At 63.6% G+C, this 3140-nt stretch carries 2 protein-coding genes; both read left to right on the top strand.

Annotated elements, in window-relative coordinates:
* Positions 1 to 402: efflux RND transporter periplasmic adaptor subunit (locus QZ409_RS12340; protein ID WP_296711528.1), on the top strand; the 402-nt coding region annotated here is incomplete at its 5' end.
* Positions 399 to 3140, top strand: a 2742-nt coding sequence (locus QZ409_RS12335; protein ID WP_296711526.1) for a CusA/CzcA family heavy metal efflux RND transporter, incomplete at its 3' end; no start/stop codon positions are given. The genes QZ409_RS12340 and QZ409_RS12335, both read left to right, overlap by 4 nt.

Here is a 3140-nt window from a genome sequence, read left to right as displayed (position 1 = left end):
GGCACGGTCAGCCTGATTTATCCGCAGATCAACCGCGAGACGCGCACCGCGCGGGTCCGCGTAGAGCTGCAAAACCCAGATCTCGTTCTGCGGCCCGATATGTATGTCGAGGCCGAAATCTCTGCGGGCGATGGCGACAAAGTCGCGACGGTTCCCGAGAGCGCCGTCATCGATTCTGGCGCGGATCAGGTGGTGATCCTCGATCGAGGCGAAGGCCGATTTGAACCGCGCCAGGTTAAAACGGGCCGGCGCGGCGAAGGCCACGTCGAAATCCGCGAGGGCGTCTCCGATGGCGACAAGGTGGTCACCGCCGCCAATTTCCTGATCGATGCGGAAAGCAATCTGAAGGCTGCCCTCAAAGGGCTTGGCGAACGACCGAGCCAGCCGGAGGAAACGAAATGATCGCTCGTCTCATCGCGTGGTCCGCGCGCAATCTCACTCTGATCCTGATCGGCGCGGTCTTCATCATTGCGGCGGGCGCGTTCGCGCTGCGCACCTTGCCGCTCGACGCCATCCCCGATCTCTCCGATGTCCAGGCGATCGTCTATACCGAATATCCGGGCCAGGCGCCGCAGGTCGTCGAGGACCAGGTGACCTATCCGCTGACCAGCGCCATGTTGACCGTCCCGCGCTCGAAAGTGGTGCGCGGCTTTTCCTTCTTTGGCGTCTCCTTCGTCTACATCATTTTCGAGGACGGCGTTGACATCTACTGGGCGCGCTCGCGCGTCCTCGAATATCTGAGCGCCGCCAGCAGCCGGCTTCCCGCCGGCGTGACGCCGGTGCTCGGTCCGGACGCGACAGGAGTCGGCTGGGTCTATCAATATGCGGTCGTCGCCAAGGAAATGACGCTCGCCGAACTGCGCTCGATTCAGGACTGGACCATCCGCTACGGCCTCGCCAAGGCGGAAGGCGTCGCCGAAGTCGCCAGCGTCGGCGGCTTCGTCAAACAATATAATGTCGTCGTGGACCCGAACCGCCTGCGCGCGCTCGGCATCCCGCTCTCGAAACTGCGGGACGCGATCCGCGCCAGCAATACGGATGTCGGCGGGCGCACCGTCGAGCTGTCAGAATTCGAGTTTATCGTTCGGGGCCGCGGCTATCTGCGCGGCGCGCCCGATCTCGAATCCATCGTTCTTCGCGCCGACAACGGCACGCCTTTGCTGTTGAAGGATGTGGCGCGCGTCGAAATCGGCCCCGATGAGCGGCGCGGCATCACGGAATTGAACGGCGAGGGCGAAGTGGCGAGCGGCATCGCCCTCCAGCGCTATGGCGCCAACGCGCTCACCGTCATCGATAATGTCAAGGCGACCCTGGCGCAAATGGCGCCGAGCCTGCCGAAGGGCGTCGAGATCGTTCCGGTCTACGACCGCTCGCAACTCATCCATGCGGCGATCGAGACCCTGAAGGGGACTCTGTTCGAGGAAAGCGTCATCGTAGCGCTCGTCTGCATCGTCTTCCTGCTGCATGTGAGGAGCGCCCTCGTCGCCATCATCATGCTGCCGGTCGGCGTGCTGATGGCCTTTGGCGCGATGAAGGCGTTGGGGCTCGGCTCCAACATCATGAGCCTCGGCGGCATCGCTATCGCGATTGGCGCGATGGTCGACGCAGCGATCGTGATGATCGAAAACGCCCACAAGCACCTCGAACGCGGACCGCCCGGCAAGCCGCGCCTCGACATCCTGATCGAGGCGGCGACGGAAGTCGGACCCGCGCTGTTCTTCAGCCTGCTGGTGATCACCGTCTCCTTCCTGCCGATCTTCACTCTGGAAGCGCAGGAGGGCCGGATGTTCAGTCCGCTCGCCTACACGAAGACCTTTTCGATGGCGGCGGCGGCGCTGCTGTCGGTGACGCTCGTGCCCGCGCTGATGGTCGTCTTCGTGCGCGGGAAAATCATCCCCGAGAGCAAGAATCCGATCAATCGGTTCCTGATCTGGGTCTACCGGCCGGTGATCCGTCTGGTTTTGCGGGCCAAAGTCCTCACGATCGTCCTGGCGCTTGCGGTCCTTGCCGCGACCGTCTGGCCGGCGCGACAAATCGGCAGCGAATTCATGCCGACGCTGAACGAGGGCACGCTGCTTTACATGCCGACGACCTTGCCGGGACTGTCGGTCACAAAAGCCGCCGAGCTTCTGCAAACGCAGGACAAGATCATCAAGACCTTCCCCGAAGTTCAATCGGCCTATGGCAAGGCCGGACGCGCTTCGAGCGCGACGGACCCGGCGCCCACGGAAATGTTCGAGACCGTCATCGCTCTCAAACCCAAGGAACAATGGCGTCCGGGCGTCACGATTGACTCGCTCGTCGCCGAAATGGATGCGGCGTTGCAGTTTCCCGGCGTCTCCAACGCCTGGACCATGCCGATCAAGGCGCGCCTGGACATGCTGGCGACCGGCATACGAACGCCGGTCGGCGTCAAGATCTTCGGGCGCGATCTGACCCAGATCGAGGGTCTCGCGCGTCAGGTCGAAACCGTGGTGAAGCGCGTCCCGGGCACGTCGAGCGCTTATGCCGAGCGCATCATCGGCGGCTATTATCTCGACGTCGTGCCGGATCGCGCGGCGCTGGCGCGTTATGGCCTGACCATCGGCGACGTCCAGGAGGTCATCTCCACGGCGCTGGGCGGCGAAACGGTCACGACGACGGTCGAAGGACGCGAGCGTTACGGGGTCAATATCCGTTATCCGCGCGATTTTCGCTCTGATCCACGATCGATCTCCGACGGCGTGCTGGTTTCGCTGCCGGGCGGCGGGTCCGCGCCGCTTGGCGAGGTCGCGAAGGTCGAACTGGTCCGAGGGCCGACGTCGATCCGCACCGAAAACGGCCAGCTCGCCGCTTACGTCTTCGTCGACGTCCGCGACCGCGATATTGGCGGCTATGTCGCCGAAGCGCGCCAGGCCGTCGCGGAGCAGGTCAAATTCCCGGCGGGCTATTACGTCGCCTGGAGTGGGCAGTTTGAATATATGGAGCGGGCGGAAGCCCGTATGCGGATCGTCGTGCCAGTGACGCTGCTGGTGATTTTTCTGCTGCTTTATCTCAACTTCAGGCGGCTGACCGAGACCCTGATCGTCATGGCCTCGCTGCCCTTCGCCTGGGTGGGCGGCGTCTGGCTGATGTGGCATCTGGGCTTCAACATGTCGGTG

The sequence above is a fragment of the Rhodoblastus sp. genome (assembly GCF_019449565.1).
GTDB lineage: Bacteria > Pseudomonadota > Alphaproteobacteria > Rhizobiales > Beijerinckiaceae > Rhodoblastus.
The sequence above is the reverse complement of the archived record's forward strand: the minus strand, read 5'-3'. Positions and strand labels throughout refer to the sequence as shown.